Annotated in this window: 13 protein-coding genes; 7 read left to right on the top strand and 6 right to left on the bottom strand. The window is 64.9% G+C overall.

Annotation, left to right across the window (positions count from 1 at the left end):
* Positions 1 to 3 precede the first annotated feature (3 nt).
* Genes ACQR1B_RS26660 through ACQR1B_RS26635 form a run of 6 tightly spaced genes read right to left on the bottom strand, consistent with a single transcriptional unit; the run spans position 4 to position 8,305 of the window.
* Positions 4 to 1,548, bottom strand: a complete 1,545-nt coding sequence (locus tag ACQR1B_RS26660; RefSeq protein WP_434835039.1) for an ABC transporter substrate-binding protein — start codon at positions 1,546 to 1,548, stop codon at positions 4 to 6.
* Complete coding sequence (locus ACQR1B_RS26655; protein ID WP_434835038.1) at positions 1,539 to 3,323, bottom strand: dipeptide ABC transporter ATP-binding protein; 1,785 nt, start codon at positions 3,321 to 3,323, stop codon at positions 1,539 to 1,541. The genes ACQR1B_RS26660 and ACQR1B_RS26655 overlap by 10 nt, the downstream gene beginning before the upstream one ends.
* Positions 3,313 to 4,218 carry an ABC transporter permease gene (locus tag ACQR1B_RS26650; protein ID WP_434835037.1) on the bottom strand — a complete coding sequence of 302 codons (906 nt, stop codon included), beginning with the start codon at positions 4,216 to 4,218 and terminating at the stop codon, positions 3,313 to 3,315. The genes ACQR1B_RS26655 and ACQR1B_RS26650 overlap by 11 nt, the downstream gene beginning before the upstream one ends.
* Positions 4,215 to 5,219: an ABC transporter permease gene (locus tag ACQR1B_RS26645; RefSeq protein ID WP_434835036.1), complete on the bottom strand. Its 1,005-nt coding sequence runs from the start codon at positions 5,217 to 5,219 to the stop codon at positions 4,215 to 4,217. Before ACQR1B_RS26645 ends, ACQR1B_RS26650 begins: the two co-directional genes overlap by 4 nt.
* Positions 5,220 to 5,232: 13 nt before the next feature.
* Positions 5,233 to 6,897: an ABC transporter substrate-binding protein gene (locus ACQR1B_RS26640; protein WP_434835035.1), complete on the bottom strand. Its 1,665-nt coding sequence runs from the start codon at positions 6,895 to 6,897 to the stop codon at positions 5,233 to 5,235.
* A gap of 31 nt (positions 6,898 to 6,928) precedes the next feature.
* A complete protein-coding gene (locus ACQR1B_RS26635) occupies positions 6,929 to 8,305 on the bottom strand; it encodes an MmgE/PrpD family protein (RefSeq protein WP_434835034.1) in 1,377 nt (458 codons plus the stop codon).
* A gap of 400 nt (positions 8,306 to 8,705) precedes the next feature.
* Between ACQR1B_RS26635 and ACQR1B_RS26630 the strand changes: the two genes are divergently transcribed.
* The 7 genes from ACQR1B_RS26630 to ACQR1B_RS26600 all read left to right on the top strand — a co-directional run bounded on the left by ACQR1B_RS26630 (position 8,706) and on the right by ACQR1B_RS26600 (position 17,334).
* The gene (locus tag ACQR1B_RS26630) at positions 8,706 to 10,103 is read left to right on the top strand and encodes an FAD-dependent oxidoreductase (protein WP_434835033.1); all 1,398 of its coding nucleotides are present in this window, start codon (positions 8,706 to 8,708) and stop codon (positions 10,101 to 10,103) included.
* Between the two features lie 31 nt (positions 10,104 to 10,134).
* Complete coding sequence (locus ACQR1B_RS26625) at positions 10,135 to 10,881, top strand: maleate cis-trans isomerase family protein (protein ID WP_434835032.1); 747 nt, start codon at positions 10,135 to 10,137, stop codon at positions 10,879 to 10,881.
* A gap of 157 nt (positions 10,882 to 11,038) precedes the next feature.
* Entirely contained in the window at positions 11,039 to 12,121 is a 1,083-nt protein-coding gene (gene rutA, locus ACQR1B_RS26620; protein WP_434835031.1) for a pyrimidine utilization protein A, read from the top strand.
* Positions 12,122 to 12,256: 135 nt separating this feature from the next.
* Positions 12,257 to 13,987, top strand: coding sequence for an amidase (locus ACQR1B_RS26615; RefSeq protein WP_434835030.1), 1,731 nt, complete (start codon positions 12,257 to 12,259; stop codon positions 13,985 to 13,987).
* A complete protein-coding gene (locus tag ACQR1B_RS26610; RefSeq protein ID WP_434835029.1) occupies positions 13,987 to 14,196 on the top strand; it encodes a hypothetical protein in 210 nt (69 codons plus the stop codon). Before ACQR1B_RS26615 ends, ACQR1B_RS26610 begins: the two co-directional genes overlap by 1 nt.
* On the top strand, positions 14,193 to 15,620 hold the full coding sequence (locus ACQR1B_RS26605) for an amidase (RefSeq protein WP_434835028.1): 1,428 nt from the start codon (positions 14,193 to 14,195) through the stop codon (positions 15,618 to 15,620). Before ACQR1B_RS26610 ends, ACQR1B_RS26605 begins: the two co-directional genes overlap by 4 nt.
* Positions 15,621 to 15,705: 85 nt before the next feature.
* Positions 15,706 to 17,334 carry an ABC transporter substrate-binding protein gene (locus tag ACQR1B_RS26600; protein WP_434835027.1) on the top strand — a complete coding sequence of 543 codons (1,629 nt, stop codon included), beginning with the start codon at positions 15,706 to 15,708 and terminating at the stop codon, positions 17,332 to 17,334.
* Positions 17,335 to 17,336 lie beyond the last annotated feature (2 nt).

Below are 17,336 nucleotides of genomic sequence, written 5' to 3'. Positions count from 1 at the left end.
CGATCAGCTCATCTTGACGTCGCGAGTCCAGATCGTGAGACCTGTATTCGGCACGAAGTCCTTGATCTCGGCGCGCCAGGCATTCGCGACGCCGACGAATCCGAGCCAGACGTTGGGACAGTCCTCGGCGAGGATCGCCTGCATCTTCTGGAATAGCGGGTCGAGATGCGCCGGATCCTGGTATTTGTAGCTCTCCTTGATAGCGTCATCGAGCGCCGCGCTGGTCCAGCCCGACGATTTCGACATGATCTGATCGGCCGTGTAGCAGATCTGCATGATGAAGGTCGGATCGCTCGGCCCCATCAGCGGCAGCGCCGAGGCGACCTGCGTGCCCGCCATGGCGCGCGACAGGATCTGCGGCATCTCCATGGCCGTGATCTTCATCTTGATGCCGACCTCGGCGAGCTGCGACTGGATCACGATCGCAGCTTCCGACTGGTCGAACAGATAGGGCGTCGACGGCACCAGCAGCTCGAACTCGGCATTCCCGGCGTATTTGGAGCGTGACAAATAATCCTTGGCCTTGGCCGGGTCGTATCCCACCGCCTTGTCGGCCTCGGCGTTGAAATAGGATACTGTGGTCGGCGCCGGCACCGCGCTCGGGTCCATCAGCCCATAGAACACCTCGCGGGCAATCTTCCGGCGATCGATGGCGCAGGAGACGGCCTTGCGGAAGTTCACGTCGTCGAACGGCGCCCGCTTGGTGTTGGTCTGCAGGAACCACATGCCGCCCACGGCGACCTTGCTGCCGGTCGCGATGCCCGGCACCGTCTTGAGCCGCTCGAACTCGTGCGGCGGCGGCGCGCTGATGATCTGCGCTTGGTTCGTCATCAAATAAGCGACGCGCGTGGCGTCCTCCGGCACGATCCTCGCGACCAGACGGTCCCATACGGGGACGCCCTTGCGCCAATATTTGTCGTGCCGCTTCAACTCGGCATAGTCGTTCTGCTTCCAGGCGACGAAGGCCCCCGGCCCCGTGCCCACGCCGACCGGCGCCGTCTTGAAGCCGTTGTCGCCGATCTTCTCGCGGCTGCCCTTGGGAAAGATCCCCATGAACTTGGTCATGTACTGAAACCAAGGCCGATAGGGCGATTTCATCTTGAACACGATCCGGGTCGGGCTTTCGATCACGATCTCCTGGATCGGCGCGAACAGCGAACGGCGGACCGATTTGTTCTTGGGGTCCAGCATGTATTCGTAGGAATATTTGACGTCCTCGGCGCTGAACAGCGAGCCGTCGTGAAACACGACGTCATCGCGCAGGTCGAACTTGAACACGGTCTGGTCGTCGGAAATCTCCGGCATGGCACGCGCCAGCGACGGCACGACTTTGCCGTCGAGGTCGATCTCAAGCAGGTTCTCGAACACGGCGTTGGTGATCGCCATCGCGTCATGATTGGAGATTTGGATCGGATCGAGCGTCGAGGGATTGTTGGGCAGCGCGATCGTCAGCGTCCTGTCCGCCGCCAGGGCCAGATCGGGATCGAACAGCGAGACGCCGGCGATGGTGGCGGCGCCACCGGCAAATGAACGGCGCGTCAGATGCATGAGGCCTCCTTGAGGGATGCTGGCAGGACGTTGGCGATGGCCGGCGCGCAGCGCACCAGCCGCCCATCGGGCGCGGCAAGCAGCGGCTGCGGCTGGTCGCTGCAGGACGGCCGCGCGACCGGGCAGCGACCGGCGAGATAGCAGCCGCGCGGCAAATCGATCGGGCTCGGAATTTCGCCGCTCAGCGCCTCGATGTCGGTCCGGTCGACACGGCGATGGCTGGGGTCGGCCACGAGATGCGCCGCCAGCAGCGCTTTCGAATAGGGATGCAACGGGCGGCGGAAGATCTGCTTGCGGCTGCCAATCTCGACGATCTGGCCGAGATACATCACGGCGACGCGATGGCTCATCTCCTCGACGGTGTTGAGGTCGTGCGAGATGAACACATAGGACACGCCGAGCCGCTCCTGCAGGCTGCGGAGCAGTCTGATGATCGCGAGCCGCGCCAGCGGCGTCAGCGCCGAGGTCGGCTCGTCCAGCACGATCAGGTCCGGTTCGACCGCGATGGCGCGCGCGATGTTGACCCTTTGCTGCGCTCCGGCGCTCATGGCGCGCGGCTTGAGCCGGGCCGTCTCTGGCGGCAGGCCGACAAGCTCCAGCAATTCGTTGATGCGCTTGACGTCCGCTTTTGGCTCGATCGCCTCGGCGAGGAGATCGGCAACCGTCCAGCGCGGATCGAGCGAGTCGAGCGGATCCTGGAAGACGATCTGCATCTTGCGCCGAAGCAGACGCAACTCGCGCGCCGAGGCGCGGCTGAGCGAGCGGCCGGCGAAATCGATCTCGCCGGCGTCCGGCTCGACCAGCCGCAGGATGGCCCGCCCGACCGTCGTCTTGCCCGAGCCGCTCTCGCCGACCAGGCCGAGCGTTTCGCCGCGGCCGACCGTGAAGCTGACGTCATCGACGGCCTGCACACGCTTGTCGCTGTCCCGCAGCGGAAACGTCTTGCGCAGACCGGTGATGCCGAGCAGCGGCGTGGCTGCGGCCGCGCTCACCGTCGTCTCCTTGCGACGCGCCAGGATCGAGCGGCTGTAGGCGTCGCGCGGCGCGGCGTAGAATGCTTTGGTCGGCGCGTCCTCGACCTTGCGTCCGTCCTGCAGCACGATCACGCGATCGCAGTAATTGGCGATGATGCCGAGATCCTGCGTCATCAGCAGCGCCGCCGATCCGGCGTTGCGCACCGAGCGCCACATCTCGTCGAGGAACTGCGCCTGGATCGTCACGTCGAGACCGCTGGTCGGCTCGTCCGCGACCACCAGCCGCGGCCCGGACCCGAGCGCCATCGCGATCAGCACCCGCTGCGCCATGCCGCCGCTGATCTCATGCGGATAGGCCTTGGCGCGCCGCTCCGGATCATTGAGGCCGAGATTGCGCAGCATCGTCACCGCATGCGCTTCGGCCTGCCGCGCAGACACCGCATGGTGCGAGCGATAGACGTCGGCGATCTGGCGACCGACCTGGTGCAGCGGGCTGAGCGCGCTGCGCGGATTCTGCACGATCAGTCCGATGTCACGGCCCCGCCACTCGCGGCGCTCGGCTTCATCGAGCGCGAGCAGATCGGTGCCCTGCATCATGATCTGGCCGCTCACGATGCGGCCGGAGCCGCGCGTCAGGCCGAGCAGCGCCAACGCAAGGGTCGACTTGCCGCTGCCGGAATCGCCGGTCAGGCCGACCACCTCGCCAGGCGCGATGGTCAGCGCGAAGTCCGAGATCGCCGCGCGCGCGCCGTAGGCAACCGTCAGCCCCTTGACGTCGATGACCGCGGTCTCATTCGGCATAGATGCGCTCCAGACCGTTGCCGAAGGCCGCATAGCCGAACACCGTCAGCGAGATCGCGAGACCCGGGAAGAGCGACGACCACCACTCGCCCTGGATCAGATCATTGGCGCTGGCGGCAATCATCAGCCCCCACTCCGGCGACGGCGGCCGCACGCCGGCGCCCACGAAGCTGAGGCCGGCGGTCATCAGAATGGCGAAACCGATCGTGACTGAGGCCTGAATCAGCGACGGCGCCAGCGCGTTGGGCAGCACGTGGCGCAGCGCGATGAACAGATCGCTCTTGCCGAGCGCGCGCGCCGCATCGACGAAGCCGCGGGCGCGCTGCGCCAGCACCTCCGCGCGGGTCAGGCGCACATAGATCGGTGTGTAGAGAAAGGCGAGCGTGACGATGATCGTGCTGTTGCTGCGGCCAGCCAGGGTCACCAGGATCATGCCGGTGATGAAGACCGGAAACGCCTGGATCAGGTCCGAGAGCCGCATGACAGTCGCAGCGATCCACGACCGCGCGAAGCCCGCGAGCAGCCCGAGCAGGCTGCCGATGATCAATGACGCGAGATTGGCGCCGACCGCGATCGCGACGTCGGTGCGTGGCGCGGCAATCACCCGCGAGAAGACATCGAGGCCGGTGCCGTCGGTGCCGAACCAGTGGATCGGCGGATGCGGCGCGCCGCGCAAGGCGCTCCACATCAATCCGGGAACGCTCGCAAGCTCCGGTGGGGGCTCGCTCACCTCCATCGTCGGCCGGCTCGGATCATAGGGCGCGAGCCAGGGGCCCGCCACCATCAGGACCAGCGACAACAGCACCAGCGCCGTTCCGAAGCCGAACAGCCACGATGGTCTTCGCTTTTCAGCGATGCGCTGGCCGATATCGGCCGTGTCGATCAACTCGGTCATGCCGCGAGCCTCGGATCGATCCAGGCATGCACGACGTCAAGCGCGAGATAGACGAACAGCGAGATCGCGGCGATCACCAGCACCACCGCCTGGATCGCCGGATAGTCGAACGCGAGCACGGAGCGCACGGCGTATTGGCCGATGCCGCCGAGCGAGAACACGGTCTCTATCAGCACCGCGCCGCCGAGAATATAGCCGTAGAGCACGCCGAGCAGCGTCAGCGCCGGAACCAGCGCATTCTTCAGCGCGACCAGCGCGATCCGCCACGGCGGCAGTCCGGAGGCGCGGGCATAGAGGATGTAGTCGGCGCCGAGCACGCGGACCATGTTCTGCCGGACCATCTTGATGATCGGGCCTGACAGCACGAACACCTTTGTGGCGATCGGCAGCGCCAGATGATGAAGCGCATCGCGCAGCGCCGCCATGTTGCCGGAGAGCAGCGAGTCGATGGTGATGAAGCCGGTGACCGCCGCCGGCGGCGTCATCATCGGATCGATCCGGCCGAGCGGCGCCGGCGCCCAGCCCAGCACGGCGAAGAACACGTAGATGAACAGCAGCCCCCACCAGAACTCCGGCTGCGAGCCGGCGAACAGGCTGTAGGTGAAGGTCGCGCTGTCAGCGACCCCGCCGGGGCGCAGCGCGCACAGCATGCCGAGAGGGACGGACAGCAGAAACGCGAGCACGAAGCTGATCGTGATCAGTTCGATGGTGACCGGCAGGACATTGCGGATGTCCTGCATCACAGGCGCGCCGCTCACCCAGGAGCGGCCGAAGTCGCCGCGCACGACGCCGGCCGCATAGCTCAGGAGCTGCTCGAGCACGGGCCTGTCCAGCCCGAGCGCGTGCTGGGACGACAGATACGCCTCGCGTGTCGCGTTCATGCCGACGAGCCGCGCGACCGGATCCGCCGGCAGCATGCGGATCGCGAAGAACACCACGAGCAGCAGTCCGACCAGCTGCAGCATGGCGACGGCCAACCGTCGGGCGACGAACGGGATCACGCGACCTGCTCCGTCAGTTCTGCAGCTGCAGATCGATGAAGTGGATCGAGTTCTCCGGGTGCCAGGTGACGCCGGACAGCTTGCTGGAGAATGCCCACTCCGTCTTGGTCTCGACCAGCGGCACCCAGGCGAGGTCCGTCTGCAGCCTCTCCTGGATCTGCGTCAGGATCTGGCGGCGCTTCGCGTCGTCGACCTCGCTCTTCGCCTCGGCGAACATCTTGTCGACGTCCGGGCTCGAATAATTGGCGAGATTGTTGACGCCACCCGCCGCCGTCGACACGAAGAACAGCATCGTCGCGTAGCCGACATCGGGACCCACAGGCTTTTCCTGGTCGGACAAGCCCATCGGCAGATCCTTCTTGACGATGCGGCGATCGCTCATCTGCGTCTGCGGCAAGGGATCGAGTTGGACCGGAAGCCCGATGTCCTTCAGCGACGATTGGATCACGGTCGCGATCGGCCCCAGCAGCGACTCCCGCTCGGCGACGAAGGCGAGCTTGAACGCGTCGGGGTATTTCTCCAGTCCCTTGCCCTCGGGATAGCCGGCTTCGGCCAGCAGCTGCTTGGCCTTCGCGAGGTCGGTGTCGTATTGCGTGGACGGCTTCACATAGGCATTCAGCGCCCGCGAGAAGTGACCGTCCATGTGCTGGGCCGCGCCGGAATAGCCGACATTGGTGATCTGCTGATACGGCATCGCATAGGCGATCGCCTGACGCAGCTTTGGGTTATCGAACGGCGGCGTCTTGAAGTTCAGATTCAGGATCAGAACCTCGTTGCCGAAGATGCCGGCAACCTTGACGCCGTTGGCCTTGCGCAGGCCATTGAACTCGCGCGCCGTCAGGCGCTGGGTCAACTGCGCGCTGCCGCTGCGTAGCGCCAGCGTCCGGTTCGAGCTCTGCGGGACCTTCTTGATCACCACGCGGTCAATGGCCGGCTTGCCGCGGTAATAGTTCGGGTTGGCAACCAGGACGAACTCGTCATCCTTGGTCCAGCGCTCCAGGCAGTAGGCTCCGAAGGATGGCACGTTCTGGGTGTTGACGTAGTCATGCGCCCAGGGGTCGGCCTCGGTGGCGTGCTTTTTCATCTCCTTGCTGTCATAGGGATAGGTCGAATAGATCGTCATCACCATCTGGAACAGGCGGTTCGGCGACGACTGCTTGATGCGGACGGTGTAGTCGTCGACCTTGGTGACCGCATCGCCCAGGCTCTTGTCCGCCCCCGGCTTGAAGACATCGCGCGTGAAGCCAGAGACCGAGGCAAGATTGGCGAGGAACCAGCCGATCGGCGCCTTGCCGCTGACCGATTTCGCGCGCGCGAAGGTGTAGAGCACGTCGTCCGCCGTGAACTCGTTGCCGGCGCAGCTCTTGACGCCCTTGCGCAGATGGAAGGTCCAGGTCAGGCTCGGCTCGTCGAACTCCCAGCTCTCGACCAGGCGCCCCTCATATTTGGAGTAGTCGAGCGTGCGGATGCCTTCGCTGTTGGCCGGGCCATAAGGGTAATAGATGTAGGGCTCGGACAGATTGATGAAGCCGGTCTGCGAGGTGTTGGTCGAGACCGACGGGCCGTCATAGTCCAGTCCGGCTGGGACGTCCTCGGCCAGGAACAACAGCTGGCTTTCGGCCACAGCCGGTGTTGCCGCGAGCGCCAGCATCGTCAGCCCAGCCCAGATCGTCCGCATCCCTCGTTCTCCTGTTCTCTTCATTCCCGGCTCATTGCATCAGCAGTCCGGTCAGCGCCCGGACGTCCTCGACGTCTTCGAGCCGATCGACCATGTCGATCAGCCGGTCACCGGCCTCTGGGTGCAGCGGCACCTGCGCGAACTCCAGACAGCGGCGGAACTTCGTCAGATGCTGATCGCGCGAAAGCCGCCGTGACGGATGCGCCAGCATCACCTCGCAGCGCCGGCGCAGCACCTCGCCGCTCTTCAGCGTCACCACGATCTCCTGCGGCACCAGCGCATTCGGATCCGGATTGTCGTCGGCTTCCATCGTGACGCGGCTGGCGATGTCATGGGTCGCGGCGTCCGTCAGCTCGGCGCCGCGATAATGCGCGAGATCGACCGTGCCGTGCAGCAGCGTCTTGGCCGCAATGAATTGCATGCACAGGCGCGCGTAGTTGGCATTCGGCGCCGGCACGTCCGGACGTCCGCAAAGCCGCTTGATCAAGGAGGGACCGATGACGCGCACGGAGTCGACGTCGGCGGCCGTGAAGCCGTGTTCGCGACGCAACGCGATCAGGCCCTCGATCCCACCGTGGGTGGCCCGTCCGGCCGGAAAAGGCTTGTGGCTGAGCTCGCTGACCAGCCAGTCGCGCCCGAGACCCTCCAAGGTCGGCTCCAGATCCCAGCGCCCCTCGAACAGCTTGAGATAGCCGAACGGTCCTTCGAACACATCGCGGGGACCAACGAGTCCGACCGCGGCGAGATCGCAGCTTTGCAGCGCGGCCCGTGCATTGAAGGCGATCTGCATCGGCAGCACGATGCTGCCCTCGACATGCGCCTGCATCGTGCCACTGGTCTGGCCATACTGAACGCCGAACGCATTGCAGGTGGCCTCGGCATCGAGGCCGGCAAGGCGCGCAACCGCTGCGGTCGCGCCAAATCCACCGGATGTAGCCGGCCGAAAGAACGTCAACGCTGAGCGGGAGGCGACGCCGAGACCGGCCGCGACGTCGATGCCGACCGCGACGGCGGCGATCAGCTCGCGCCCGGATACGCCGCCCCTTCGGTCCGCATAAGCGAGCGCAGCCGGAAGCAGGGTCGCCATCGGATGCAGCACGGCGCGCTCATGCACGCAGTCATATTCCTGGCAATGAACCTGAAATCCGTTGAGGAACGCCGCCATCGAGGCCGGCGCGCGCATACGGCGTCCCCAGACGACCGCCTCGCTCCCCTCGCCCCACCCAACTGAAGCCGCGGCGAGCTGATCGGCGCCGGCGGCCGACGAGCCCGCGATGCCGACCCCAATCGTATCGAGAATGAAAACCTTGGCCTGCGCGATCGCGTCAGAGGTCAACTGAGCAAAACGCGTCGCGACCACATGACGCGCGAAGCGCTCGGAGGCAACCAGCGCAGTGCTGCCGCTCATGCGACGCTCGGCGCGCAAGCACTTGGCGCGGAGACCGGCGCGCCAGGTGCGGGCCGAGACCGCCATTGGCGTAAGCCGACCAGTTGAAAGATCCGCCTCAAGACCAGCCCCCATCGCTGCCGTATGGCCGTCAGGCTAACACCGCCCCCGAAAAGATTGCATACACTTTTTCTGTGCAACGGCGTAGGCAACCTGCCCATTAGTACAGCAATCGCCGCGTTACGATCGCAAAACACCTATAGTAAAGCCATTTTATGAAACACGACGGATGATTGCTCGTGATGAGTAGTCGGAGGCATTGACGGACTCCAACAACAGTGCATACAATCTTGCACGGGTTACCGACAGCGACGTCGGTCCATCCACGACCAGGCCTCGCTGCCCGATCAGAGGATATTCAATGCCGGTCATCCGCACCCATGCCATGAGCTTCGACGCGTCTGTGCCGGTGCTCGTGGTTGGAGCCGGCGCAACCGGCATGACCGCCGCACTCGCCGCGGCCGATGCAGGCGCGGATGTCATGGTGCTCGAACGCGACGCGAGCCCGACCGGCACGACCAGCATGGCGCAGGGCTTCATCTGCGCGGCCGCGACGCGGGCACAGAAGGACAAGGGCGTCAGCGACAGCGCCGAGGCGATGTTTGCCGATATCATGACGAAGACGCGCGGACAGACCGATGAACGGCTGGCCCGAAGCATCGCCCGCGAGTCCGGCCCCACGATCGACTGGCTGATGGCCGATCATGATTTCCCCTTTGATGTCGAGCTCGCCTGGCGCACGGATTTCGGCCACTCGGTGCCGCGGCTGCACGGGCTGCCATCCCGCAGCGGAACGGAATTGCTCGGTCGCCTGATCCGCGCCGGCGAAGGACGGGTTTCGCTGACGACGAACGCGCATGTCGTCGACGTCTACGCCGACGACATGGATCGCGTGCTCGGTGTCGGTCTTCTGCGACCGGACGGCACCCGCGAAACCATCGGCTGCGCAGCATTGGTGCTGGCGACCTGCGGCTTCGGCGCCAATCGCGAGATGGTGCGACGCTTCATCCCGGAGATGGGCGACAGCCCCTATTTCGGTCATGAGGGCGATGACGGCGAAGGCATTCAATGGGGCATGCAGCTGGGCGCCGCGACCGCCGACATGACTGCGTTCCAGGGCTATGGCGCGCTCTCGATCGAATCCGGCGTGCTGGTCAACTACAATTTGATCATGGAAGGCGGCATCCAGATCAATCTGAAGGGCGAGCGGTTCTCCAACGAGCTGTTCGACATTTCCGGCCAATCGAAGCAGGTGCTGGCGCAGCCGAGCGGCATCGCCTGGGTGGTCTATGACGACCGGCTGCGACAAAGCAATTTACGCTGGCCGGAGTATCAGGCCCTCACCAAGCTCGGCATGGTCAAGTCGGCGCCGGATGCCGCCGGTCTTGCGCAACTGATCGGCGTTCCCGCGACGACGCTGCAGGCGACCCTCGCGCATGCCATCGCCTGCGCGAACGGCGATGCGGAGGATCCGTTCGGACGCGACTTCGGCCGAAATCCTCCGCTGAGCAGTGAGGGCCCCTACTTCGCGGCCAAGGTGACCGGCGCGTTGTTTCATACCCAGGGCGGCCTGGTCGTCGATGACACGGCCCGCGTGATGCGTGCCGACGGATCGCCGATGCCCAATCTGTTTGCCGGCGGCGGCACCGCGCGCAGTATTTCCGGCCCCGGCGTCTGGGGTTATCTCCCGGCCGCCGGCCTGTGCATGGCCGTGACGCTCGGGCGGCTGGCCGGCCAGGCCGCGGCCCGGCAAGCATAAAAAGCGTAACAAGCATCATAGGGAACAAGCGATGCGTGATGTCCTCGGATGGCGCAAGAAGTTCGGCGTGCTGGGACCGTCGACCAACACGGTGGTCCAGCCGGACTTCGAGGCGATGCGCCCTGCCGGCGTCACCAACCATTACAGCCGCATCTACACGCCGAATTCGCACGCCGTGAGCAATGAAACCTTCATGGCTGGTACGAGCATCATCTCCGACAACGTGGTCGATGCCGTGAAAAGCGTCATGACCTGCTCGCCGGACTATCTCGTCATGGGCATGTCGGCCATCACCTTCTATGGCGGCATCAAGGGCGCCGATGCATTCCAGGCCAAGGTGGAGCGCGAAAGCGGCGTCGGCATCAGCATCGGCTCGCACGCCTGCACGGCGGCGCTCAAGGCTTATGGCGCAGGCAAGCGCATCGCGTTCCTGACGCCGTATTATCCAGTCGCCAATGATCAGGTGCGGAACTATTTCACCGAGGCCGGCTACACGGTGGTGCGCGACATCTGCCTGAAATGCCCGAGCTGGACGGGGATCGCCGAGGTGCCGGAAGACAGGTTGCGCGACACGCTGATCGAGCTCAATGGCGACGATATCGACGCCATCCTTCAGGTCGGCACCAATCTCAGCATGATCCGGCTCGCCGCGATCGCCGAGTTCTGGCTCGACAAGCCGGTGATCGCGATCAACACCGCGACGTATTGGCACGCCCTGCGGCAGAACGGCATCACCGACAGGATATCCGGTCTCGGTCGCCTGCTGGAAGAGCATTGACCCATGACCCTCCCGGCCACGACGCCTCCCGATCGCGCGCCGTGGCGCATCTTCCGGCATCGCCAATATCTGGCATCGTGTTTGCTAGCAGACGATCAGTCGGCGAGGCGCTTGCCGGCGAGCCACTCGATCTCTTCCGCAACCAGGAGCGACTGCAATGGATCTCGGCGTCTTCATCCCGATCGGCAACAATGGCTGGCTGATCTCAACGGCATCCCCGCAGTACAAGCCGACCTTCGAGCTCAACAAGGAAATCGTCCAGCGCGCCGAAGCCTATAATTTCGAGTTCGCGCTCTCGATGATCAAGCTGCGCGGCTTCGGCGGCAAGAGCGAGTTCTGGGACTACAATCTCGAAAGCTTCACCCTGATGGCGGGCCTCGCCGCCGTCACCACCAAGATCAAGCTGTTCGCGTCGACCGCGGTGCTGACGCTGCCGCCGGCGATCGTCGCCCGCATGGCCACCACCATCGATTCGATATCCGGCGGACGCTTCGGCATCAACATCGTCTCGGGCTGGGCCAAGGCCGAATACGAGCAGATGGGTCTGTGGCCCGGCGACGACTATTTCGGCTACCGCTACGCCTACTCGACCGAATACGTCCAGGTCATGCAGGATCTCTGGACCACTGGCACCTCGGATCTCAAGGGCAAGCACTTCCAGATGTCCGACTGCCACATGAAGCCGATGCCGGAGCACAAGATCGAAATCGTCGCCGCCGGACAGAGCCCGACCGGAATGGCATTCGCGGCCCAATATGCCGACTACAATTTCGTGCTCGGCAGCGGCGTGAACACGCCGACCGCGCATGCCAAGACCAACACGCAGCTGCTCGAGGCCGTCGCCAAGTCGGGGCGCGACGTCGGCGCCTACGTCCTTTTCATGGTGATCGCCGACGAAACCGACGAGGCGGCGATGGCCAAGTGGCAGTCCTACAAGGACGGCGTCGACGTCGACGCGCTAGCCTGGATGGCCGATCAGGGATCGAAGGATCAGTCGGCCGCCGACTCCTCGACCGCCAAGACGATCAACCTGCCCGAGCAGGCCGTCAACTTCAACATGGGCACCATCGTCGGCTCCTATGCCACCGTTGCCAAGCTGCTCGACGAGGCCGCGATGGTGCCGGGCACCAAGGGCCTCATGCTGACCTTCGATGACTTCATCGCGGGCATCGATGCCTTCGGCAAGCACGTCCAGCCCTTGATGCAGTCACGCAGGGAACGCCTCGGTCGCGCGGCATGATCCGCATCCGTGGTGCGTCCCGGTTGCAACGCGCAGGCAGCGATCTTTCAAGTCGCTGCCGAGCCCTGCCCATGGCCAGCATCCATTGCGGAAGATATGGGCATGCAGATTGCGCAATGACATGGCGCGATTTCTTTGCGGTTCCGCATAGCGGCACAGCTCGCGAGTTCAACTACTAGCCAGAAGACAATGTTATGCGAACAACATCAGTTCGTTGTCAGTTGCTTTCACGCTCGTCGATACAACATCGAAATCGACTTGGCACAATGGTTGCGTGAGCAATCACATGTCCGGCTCAACGACATCGCGAATTCCTGTTCAGTGCCCCGCTGTTCGGTGTCCCGCCTTGGTCCGAGGCCATCGGCTTCATCGCAGACAGTTCGCGGTGTCGCTGCGGACGAGGAGTGCAGAATGCCATCGCCAGTCATGACGACAGAAGCGTCCAACGCGCGCGTCAGCGAGCTGGTCAACATGTCGATCGCCGAGCTCGGCCGGCAGATTCGCGCTGGCACGGTCTCGCCGGTGCGCGTTGCCGAGGCCTGTCTCGAACGCATCGACCGTCTCGATCCTCAGCTCGACAGCTTCATCACGGTCACGGCGGATCGTGCCCTGGCCGATGCGCACCGGGCTGAAAGCGAATTGGCCCGGGGCGTCGATCGCGGCCCGTTTCACGGCATTCCCTACGCCTTGAAGGACAACGTCGATACGGCCGGCATCCTTTCCAGCTCACACTCTAAGATCTTCGCCGACCGCGTGCCGACGCAGGATGCGACGATCGCCGCGAAGTTGCGCGAAGCGGGCGGCGTGCTGATCGGCAAGACCGCGACTTTCGAATTCGCGATCGGCGGCCCGTCCTGGGATCTGCCCTGGCCTCCGGCGCGCAACCCCTGGAACCGCAACTACCTGCCGGGCGGATCATCGTCCGGTTCCGGCGCCGCCGTCGGCGCCCGCTTCGTCCTTGGCGCGGTGGGAACGGACACCGGCGGTTCGATCCGCTGGCCGGCAGCCGTCTGTGGCATCACCGGCCTGAAGCCGACCTATGGTCGCGTCAGCCGCCACGGCGTCCACCCCAACACTTTTTCACTCGATCATTGCGGTCCGATGACCCGCACGGCGGAGGACTGCGCCATCATGCTCGGTGCCATCGCCGGACATGATCCGCGCGATCCCGGCTCGATCGACGAGCGGGTTCCCGACTATCGCGGCAGCCTGACGGGATCGATCCGGGGCCTGCGCATCGGGCTCGTGCGCCACTGGTATGAGGAGCACGGTCACCCCGAACTGATTGCGGCCATGGCGGACGCCGCGGAGGCGCTTCGCGCGCTCGGCGCCGATGTCCAGGAGATCGTGCTCGATGACCTGCAGGACTATGTCGACGCCAAGACCGTCATTTCGACCGCCGAACTGTTCGCGGTCCACGAGCAGGACATCAGGACACGGCCGCAGGATTTCGGACGGAAGCTGCGCATGCGCGTCATGCCCGGAGCGCTGCTGCGCGCCGAGGACTACGTCCAGGCCCTGCGCTGGCGCGCCGAGCTGGTCACCCGGCTGATGCAGGCGTTCGACAGGTTCGACGTGCTTGCAACCGCCGGCTGGTTTGCGCCGGCCGATCCGACCGATCCCAACGGCACGGATTTCTTCCGCAGCCGCCTGCTCGCAACCATGCCCTTCAGCCTGGCGGGCATCCCTGCCCTGGTCGTGCCCTGCGGTTTCAGCCGCTCCGGCCTGCCGCTCTCGCTGCAGGTCGGCGGCAGACCGTTCGACGAGGCCACCGTTCTCAACGTCGGCCACGCCTATCAGATGGCCACCGAATGGCATCTGAAGATGCCGCCACTCGAGCGAGCCGACACCCCGGAGAGTTGCTGATGACCGACAAGCCAGCTTCACGTGACGACATCGCGGTGATGGCGCGCCTTGCAGGCCTCGATCTACCCGCCGAGTTCTTCGAAGAGCTCGTCGAGGGCTACGCCACGCTGGAGCCGATGCTGTGGCGGCTGCGCCGCGGTCGCGACCGGGCTGACGAGCCCGCCCATGTCTTCGATCCGCGCAAATTCATGCCGAAGGCGAGCACATGAGCGCGGATCTCCGCCACCTCACGATCGCCGAAGGCGGGCGGCTGTTCCGCGCGCGAAAACTCTCGCCGGTCGAGTGGACGACAGCGCTGCTCGACGCCATCGCAGCCGTTGATCCGATCCTCAATGCCTTCATCACGGTCACCGCCGAGCGTGCGCTGTCCGAAGCGGCTGAGGCGGAAAGCGAGCTGTCGTCGGGGCTGGATCGCGGCCCGTTCCACGGCATCCCCTATGGCCTGAAGGACATCTACGACACCGCCGGCATCCGGACCACGGCTCATTCGAAGCTGCTCGAAGACCACATCCCCGTGGAGGATTGCGCGGTCCAGACCAGACTGCGCGCGGCCGGCGGCGTGCTGCTCGGCAAGCAGGCGACCTGGGAGTTCGCGCTCGGCGGCCCATCCTTCGACCTGCCCTGGCCGCCAGCCCGCAATCCATGGGATCTGGCGCGCTCACCAATGGGCTCGTCCAGCGGCGCGGGCGCAGCCATCGCCGCCGGCCTGTGTCCGGCTGCTACCGGCAGCGATACCGGCGGCTCGATCCGCATGCCCGCCACCGTGTGCGGGATTGCCGGACTGAAACCAACCTATGGCCTCGTCAGCCGCAGGGGCATCCAGCCGAACTCCTACTCCTTCGATCACGCCGGCCCGATGGCCTGGACCACGGAAGATTGCGCCATCATGCTCGATGCCATGATGGGCTTCGATCCGCGCGATCCCGGCTCGATCGACATCGCTCCAATCCGGCATGCCGCGGCCCTCGATCGCAGCGTGAACGGGCTGCGGGTCGGCGTCATCAGGCACTGGTACACCGAGGATCATGAAGCCGCCGCCGCAATCGTCACGGCAATGGATGCGAGCATCGCTCTCCTCGAAGATCTCGGCTGTGCCGTCAGCGATGTCCGCCTGCCGAGCCTGCGCGCGTTCAGCGACGCCAAGACGCCGATCACGGTCAGCGAACAATACGCACTGCACGAGGCCGATCTGAAGCGCCGGCCGCAGGATTTCGGCAGGAGCCTGCGCTACCGCATCCTGCCGGGCGCGCTCATTCGCGCCGAGGACTATGTGCAGGCCATGCGCTGGCGGAGCGAGCTGTGCGCGACCGTGTTCGACACCATGCGCGCGTTCGACGTTCTCATCACCGCCGGAAGCTTCGAGCCGGCTCCGCTGCTCGTCGACGAGCCGCCGAGCCTGTTCGGCGTGAAGGTGCCTTCCCTGACCTCGCCGTTCAATCTGACCGGGCAGCCGGCGTTGTCGGTCTGCAACGGGTTCGATGAAGCCGGCCTTCCGCTCGGCATGCAGATCGCCGGCCGGCCGTTCGAGGATGCGACGGTGCTCGCGCTCGGCCATGCCTTCGAGCAGGCCGCCGGCCTGCGCGCACGCCGGCCGCCCCTGTGCAGGACGCCGGACGCCGCGCGCGTGGCATGACGCAAGAACGGTGCGAGCAGCGCAAAGCTGCCGTGATTGGAGGAAGCGGGTCGAGCGGCACAGGCTGATGACATGGGAGCATTTGGTGCACACGAGACGTTCATTTCTGAAGATTCTTTCCACCGTATCGATGGCGACGGTCAGCCCATTTGGCGTCGGCGTCCTTCCCGCGCGCGCGCAAGGCAAGCCGAGCGTACTGCGCGTCGCGATGACAGCCGGCGACATCCCACTGACGACCGGCCAGCCGAGCCAGGGCGGCGAAGGCGTCCGCTTCATGGGGATCACGGTCTATGACGGGCTGACCCGCTACGACCTGTCGAGCGCTGACAAGGCATCGACCATCATTCCGGACCTGGCCGAAAGCTGGACGGTCAGTGACACCGACAAAAAGGTCTGGATTTTCAATCTGCGGAAGGGCGTCAAATTCCACGATGGGTCGGATTTCAATGCCGACTCCGTGCTGTGGAATTTCGACAAGCTGCTGACAAAGACCGCGCCGCAGTTCGATCAGGCACAGGCCAATCAGGGCGCGCAATATACCGGCACGCTGGCGAGCTGGAAGAAGATCGACGACTACACCGTCGAGATCACCACCAAGAAGCCCGACGCGGTGCTGCCCTACGTGCTCGCCTCGACCTTCATGTCGAGTCCAAAGCGCTGGGAAGAACTCGGACGCGACTGGGCCAAGGTCGCGGAGAAGCCTTCGGGCACCGGTCCCTGGATGCTGGACTCCTTCAAGCCGCGCGAGCGCGCCGAGCTGGTGCGCAACCCGAACCATTGGGACAAGAGCCGCATTCCCAAATGCGACCGGCTGGTGCTGCTGCCGATGCCGGACAGCAACACCCGTGTCGCCGCGTTGCTGTCGGGCCAGGTCGATTGGATCGAGGCGCCGCCGCCGGATGCGGTGCCGCGCATCAAGCAACAGAAGCTGCAGATCGTCACCAACGTCTATCCGCATGTCTGGCCGTATCAGCTCAGCTTCCTCGACGATTCGCCGTTCAAGGACATCCGCGTGCGCAAGGCCGCCAACCTCGCCATCGACCGCGAGGGCCTGTGCAAGATGCTGAGCGGGCTCGCCGTCCCGGCGAAAGGCATGGTCGATCCCAAACATCCATGGTTCGGCAAGCCGACGTTCGACATCAAGTATGATCCCGACGAGGCCATGAAGCTTCTGAAGGAGGCGGGCTACGGCCCGGACAAGCCGGTCAAGTGCAAGATGATCATCTCGCCTTCGGGATCGGGGCAGATGCAGCCGCTGCCGATGAACGAGTTCATCAAGGACAACTTCAAGGATGTCGGCATCGAGATGGAATTCGAGGTGATGGACTGGGAGGCCCTGCGCGCGCGGCGGCGCCTCGGCGCCGCGGCGCCCGAGAACAAGGGCCGCCATGGCATCAACAATTCATGGGCCTATTGGGACCCCGACATCGGCCTGATCGCGGCCTCCGCGTCTTTTTTGCCGGTGCCGTTCGGCTTCAACTGGGGCGGCTACAAGAACGACAAGGTCGATGCGCTCGCCACCAAGGCCAAGGAGACCTTCACCGCCGATGCGCAGAACAAGATCCTGGCGGAGTTGCATTCACTGATCGTCGATGACGCGATGTGGATCTGGGTGGTGCACGATCTCAACCCGCGCGCCATGCGCCCGAACGTGAAGGGCTTCATCCAGGCGCAGAGCTGGTTCCAGGACCTGACGCCGGTGAGTCTCGACTGAAC

Source organism: Bradyrhizobium oligotrophicum (assembly GCF_051168495.1).
Taxonomy (GTDB): Bacteria; Pseudomonadota; Alphaproteobacteria; order Rhizobiales; family Xanthobacteraceae; genus Bradyrhizobium; species Bradyrhizobium oligotrophicum_A.
This window is presented reverse-complemented; position numbering and strand designations above follow the sequence as displayed.